Genomic DNA, 4,969 nt, shown 5'->3' on the forward strand with positions numbered 1-4,969 from the left:
CCTGCCCCCTATCTCATGGGGGCAGTATCAGTTTTGAAAACGGACATTAAAATACCATTTATCCAAAGAGATCATTCATCCTTACCTCACTATTCACCAATCCACTATGCATATTCTGCTTCACCCCATAAGTCGTGATGAAAGTATGCAGCAATGCCTTCTTCGTCTTGGTCGCCACAGAGAAGGAAGACATCCTGTCACGCAGCCGCTGCTCATAGCTGGCATCTATCACAAACTCATCCTTGGCATATTTCATCTCACAGATATTGATAGCTCCATCAGCACGGTCTATCAGCATATCTATCTGACCTCCTCGCCATTCTGCACCAGTAGAATCTACAAAAGGACGGCAGGACCAGGAATAAACATTCGCCAAAACACCAGAAATACCCAATGCCTTCTTGATCTGTGGGATATGATGTAGGCATACCTGTTCGAAAGCATAACCGCTCCAGGCTGTTCTACTTCCCGAATTGCGCATGTTACTCCAGAAGTTCTTATCCTGCCCACTGTTATTTGCCACAAAACGGGTATAGAACAATGAGTATAAGTCAGTTAACTGATATAGGGCATCCCTTTCACTCTTTCCTATGGTAGCATATTTTCTGATAAAATCGCATTTTTTCAGATTCTCCAGGATTTCTGATAACTGTCCACCACCTTTCAGTTTCAACTCATCCATCAATTCCTTACGGGTCATCCCCTTCATTTTTTCAGAAAGCACCTCTACTATCTTGCGATAATGCTTGGAGTCATTAAAGAGGGAACGGAAGAGGAAATCGAATTCTCCACGTAATGGCGAATCCTGCGAGAAAAACAGTCTGTCGATGCACACGTCTAACGGCACACCACGCTCCAGCATATCAAGATAATAAGGAATACCACCCAATATCATATACACATCCAATACCTGCTGGCGGGTAAGAGCAAGGCCTTTCAATTCGTTTAAGAACAGCTCTGTCTCGCCCAGAGAGAATGGAGCCAGATAGATCTGCCGGGTAACGCGACCATACAATCCGCCCTTATCGCCTATAAACTTAGCCAACATCCACGTGGTGGAAGAGCCACAGACGATAAGTTTCAGTTGAGGGACCATAGAAGCCCATGAATTCCAGAAATAACTGAAAGCTGCGATAAAATTGCTTTTGGGCGTATCCATCCAAGGCAACTCATCAAAGAACAGAACAATCGGTTCCTGCAGAGATAAGCCCGACAGATATTCACGCAAAGCAGCAAAAGCCTCAAACCAGGTTTTCAGCTTGGGCACGGTCTGCTTAGCATACTGCGCCAACGCCATCCGAAACTGCTCCAGCTGTACAGTACGGCTCACTTCATACATACCAATAAAGGAAAAGGCAAACTGGTCGTTGAACATTTTTCGAACCAGAAAAGTCTTTCCTACGCGCCTACGACCATAGATAGCTATCAGTTCTGCCTTATTGCTTTTACAACGTTCCAGAATGAGTTTCTGCTCATATTCACGTCCTATTATTCCGTTTGCATCCATAACTTTCTGATTTTATTTCATTTATACTAAATCTTACGGTGCAAAGATAAACAAAAAAAATGAAATCTGCAAGGATAGTACCGCCCTAACTACCTTTTTTAACATAGTTAGGGCGCACCTATAAACGATAACACCGCCCTAACTACCTATTTTTATATAGTTAGGGCGGTGCTATCGCAAACATATCCTCTTTTCCTCCCCTATCACATGGGGACAGTATCAGTTTTGAAAACGGACATTAAGGGGATAGGGCTCCTCATTTCATAAGAGAAAAGAGAGTTGGTTTGCATCAATTATTTCCCTATATAATTAGGTGTAAATTCAAAAAAATGAGTTTGAACCAAATTGAACCAAAATGAACCAATCGCCAAAGTTTAAAGAATATTAAAACCCCATTTTAAATTTGAAATTCTCCACAAAAATAACTATATTTACAATGCCGTTGAGATAAACACGACAAACAATATAAAAATCATAATCTAAAAAGTAAATGAGTAAGAATATCACAGAACTATCAGTCTTTGGAACTTATTTTCAGAAAGAGAATCAAGTAACATCGGCACTCCTCAAAATCTTAGAAACAGATTGTGGGGGAGGCAGTTTGTTAGATGAAATTCTTCAGCGAATTGATGAAGGAAATGGACTGCCAGAAAAAACATTAAAGATTGAAACTCAAAGTCATATTGACGACACAGACATCCATAGTATACCAGATGGTTTAATCTCTTGCAACTATGCTTTCAACATTTATATTGAAAGCAAACTGTCTGATGTCATCAAGCTACCCCAACTAGAAAATCACAAGAAGTTGATTGTCGAAGACAGAGATGAACGCAATAAGCTCATCTATATCACTACACACGACAAACGACCAGAAATTCTTCCCCAAGAGATAATTTGGACGAATTGGACCACCCTGATGAATATCCTCAATGATTATCAGCAAGATGTTCCAAATCCGGTCCTCAGCTATCTCATAGAACAGTTTGAGCTTCTTATTACCTCATTAGGTTTATATGATGATCACGAAAACCGCGTCATCATAGTAGGCGGAAGATGGGGTGAGCCTATTGCTTTGGAATATAATTTCTATGCATGTCAAGGCGGCAGAAGCTTCAAGAATGCCAAATACTTAGCATTCTATTACGCACAAAGAATCCAATATCTCTTTGAAATTGAAAAAAAGCTAGAAAATGTAGATATCAGAGAGTTAAAAGAATATGTTCCAGAAGAGTACTTTGCTAAAAAGGAACCTCTATACAAACCGGAGAAACGAACATTCTTCAAGCTCAAGAAAATAGAAGAATTCTCACCTGCCATTCAAAATGATTCTTTCGGAAAGACAGGAAGACGTATAGCCTTCACACAAGGCCAGACCTACACCACTCTTGAAAGAATCCGAAAGGCAAAAGTGACCTCAGAACTTAGATTTTAAATACACTATATTATGGCAACAACTGTAAAAGAAGGTAATTTTATTTACCGCATTAATCCAGACAAGCCCACAGAGCTTCAAAGAACCACGATGGGGAGTAACAGCTGGAGTTTCGTCTGCGGATGTAATGGTGCCCAGATTTTCGACATCATCACCAAGGGGAGCGACATCATCATGAGTACCTCCATGGGTACTTATGTTCGCTCGCATAGCGGAACCGTAACCAAGAAATAACGATATAACAGCATAAAAGACATGATGGCTATACTAGGATTCATAGGCGTATTGGTTATTGCTTTTGTCATCCTCGGCTTAATTGGCTGGGGTGTGCAAGCCTTGGGATTTATCGCCTCTTTCCTAGGTGAAGGCATCACAGGGTGCATCGGATGTTTCTGCAAATTCATTTGGTTTTTCATTGTAGCATTCGTCTTAATATGTTTAATCTTTTAAATACTGTAAAGAACGTAGGTAAAACTTTAGAACAATATATTATGAACAAATTTAAATGTACATTAAAGGCTGACCGTGCCGGCATGAAGAAAGGCACAGTCATTGAGGTTACGACCTCTCTCGCTAGTTGTGACGCTCACAACATCGCTGATGCTTGTGAAGCAAAGTTTGGCAAGAAATCTCGTGATGCTTCCCATCCAAGTTACTGGGACATCAAGAAGGTATAACATAAGAAAGTGTAACTATAAAAAGAATGCTGGTATTTCAAAAAAATTCAGCATTTTTTTGAAATTTTCTCCCAAGATTACTATATTATATAAGGTATCACCAAAACAGAGTAATTATGACAGAGAAAGAAAAGAAGAGACTGGAAATGTACGAACAGCGATATGCTGAGAGTTGGAAGAAGCGAGAGATTAACGAGGAAGGTACGCTCAAACCTTTCTCCAAGGAAGAACTTGAGCATATCTTCATGCTCAACGACCACCTGAAAGAGCTCACTTCTTCCACTATCGACAAAACGCTTCGGGTATCGATACATCTCCTCGACGAAATAGAAAAAGGCTACAAGGACTTCGAGGACTATCAAATAGAGAGCTACATCGGAATGACTTACCTTGATGATGGCGACGAGACCTTGGAAGAACAAGAATGAAATTTGGGAGAAATATCATGTTTCGCTCAACTGGGCTTTCAGCCATTATTTCAACTATCTCTCCATCTTCACGGTGGAAGACATCATGAAAATCAAGCCCGGAAACTTCGAGATGAGTATTGAAATATCACTTTAACAAACAAAAGAAAGGGAAGAATATGGCAGCAAAAATGTCTTTATGCACTATCAGTTATAACTACGAGCATTACGCAGGTATCGATGTGGAAAAACTGTCCAACATTATCTATGAGTATGTCAAAAAGGAGTTTGCAGATTTCAATCCGCAGGTCTCTGAGCCTGGCTCTGACATGGAAATGCCAGACCATGTGGATATGCTGCTCTGCAAGAAGGATGGCAGCATCTTCTACGAAAGCGACATTCTGCGCCGTGCCGTCAACATTCCGCATGATTGTCAAATGGGTGGATTAGTATTGGAAATCTTTATCCAGAACTGCGATGGCACGAGATACAAAAAAAGACATGCATATCCCAAGCCTTGGGAGGACCATGAAGCTAACGGCAAGTCGGACATGAGAAAACTGAAAATTCATAAAACTATCAGCAAAAGGCATCTTAACAATCAAGAAGGCAAAGACTCTGAAGGTTGTCTCCCTGAACTTAAGTTTCACCAATTCTTAAAATAAACATCCTATGACATACGAAGAATTCAAGCAATTGGCTGAGCATCCACAGCATCGGGATGTTCCTGCCATCTTCAAGCTCGAAGTTTTAGAAACGGAAGAGCTGGAGGAGAAGAAGCGTTCACATTATCCGAAATATAAGGTGAACACCTATTGTCCGCAAGCCTTCACCACAACTTTGGAGGAGGCTGAGAGACTGATGCACCAGGATGTCCAGTACCGCAAAAAGATGAAGGAGGAAGACGACTATCCGCTGGATACCTTCTGCTATTATATCTCGG

The 4,969-nt window shown here is 40.9% G+C and carries 7 protein-coding genes and 1 pseudogene; 7 read left to right on the forward strand and 1 reads right to left on the reverse strand.

What is annotated here, in order from left to right; all coding sequences use genetic code 11:
• Positions 1-58: 58 nt before the first annotated feature.
• Complete coding sequence (locus F7D73_RS03200) at positions 59-1,507, reverse strand: AAA family ATPase (protein WP_153122256.1); 1,449 nt, start codon at positions 1,505-1,507, stop codon at positions 59-61.
• Positions 1,508-1,997: 490 nt separating this feature from the next.
• On the opposite strand from F7D73_RS03200, the gene F7D73_RS03205 reads away from it, so the two are divergent.
• The 7 genes and pseudogenes from F7D73_RS03205 to F7D73_RS03235 all read left to right on the forward strand — a co-directional run.
• Complete coding sequence (locus tag F7D73_RS03205; RefSeq protein WP_153122257.1) at positions 1,998-2,942, forward strand: hypothetical protein; 945 nt, start codon at positions 1,998-2,000, stop codon at positions 2,940-2,942.
• 12 nt (positions 2,943-2,954) lie between these two features.
• On the forward strand, positions 2,955-3,176 hold the full coding sequence (locus F7D73_RS03210) for a hypothetical protein (RefSeq protein WP_153122258.1): 222 nt from the start codon (positions 2,955-2,957) through the stop codon (positions 3,174-3,176).
• Between the two features lie 257 nt (positions 3,177-3,433).
• A complete protein-coding gene (locus F7D73_RS03215) occupies positions 3,434-3,619 on the forward strand; it encodes a hypothetical protein (protein ID WP_153122259.1) in 186 nt (61 codons plus the stop codon).
• 116 nt (positions 3,620-3,735) lie between these two features.
• Positions 3,736-4,047 (forward strand): hypothetical protein, encoded by a 312-nt coding sequence (locus tag F7D73_RS03220; RefSeq protein WP_153122260.1) that lies wholly within the window; start codon positions 3,736-3,738, stop codon positions 4,045-4,047.
• Entirely contained in the window at positions 4,013-4,183 is a 171-nt protein-coding gene (locus F7D73_RS03225; RefSeq protein ID WP_153122261.1) for a hypothetical protein, read from the forward strand. Before F7D73_RS03220 ends, F7D73_RS03225 begins: the two co-directional genes overlap by 35 nt.
• A gap of 22 nt (positions 4,184-4,205) precedes the next feature.
• Positions 4,206-4,691, forward strand: a complete 486-nt coding sequence (locus F7D73_RS03230; RefSeq protein WP_194256836.1) for a hypothetical protein — start codon at positions 4,206-4,208, stop codon at positions 4,689-4,691.
• Between the two features lie 7 nt (positions 4,692-4,698).
• Positions 4,699-4,969 (forward strand): annotated as a pseudogene (locus F7D73_RS03235) (hypothetical protein); the annotation flags it as partial.

This window comes from Segatella copri (genome assembly GCF_009494395.1).
GTDB lineage: Bacteria > Bacteroidota > Bacteroidia > Bacteroidales > Bacteroidaceae > Prevotella.

Bases quoted from the DNA above. Each gene is read 5' to 3' on its own strand.
- F7D73_RS03230 (WP_194256836.1), top strand. From the start codon at position 4,206: ATGGCAGCAAAAATGTCTTTATGCACTATCAGTTATAACTACGAGCAT.
- F7D73_RS03210 (WP_153122258.1), top strand. From the start codon at position 2,955: ATGGCAACAACTGTAAAAGAAGGTAATTTTATTTACCGCATTAATCCA.
- F7D73_RS03220 (WP_153122260.1), top strand. From the start codon at position 3,736: ATGACAGAGAAAGAAAAGAAGAGACTGGAAATGTACGAACAGCGATAT.
- F7D73_RS03205 (WP_153122257.1), top strand. From the start codon at position 1,998: ATGAGTAAGAATATCACAGAACTATCAGTCTTTGGAACTTATTTTCAG.
- F7D73_RS03215 (WP_153122259.1), top strand. From the start codon at position 3,434: ATGAACAAATTTAAATGTACATTAAAGGCTGACCGTGCCGGCATGAAG.
- F7D73_RS03200 (WP_153122256.1), bottom strand. From the start codon at position 1,507: ATGGATGCAAACGGAATAATAGGACGTGAATATGAGCAGAAACTCATT.
- F7D73_RS03225 (WP_153122261.1), top strand. From the start codon at position 4,013: ATGATGGCGACGAGACCTTGGAAGAACAAGAATGAAATTTGGGAGAAA.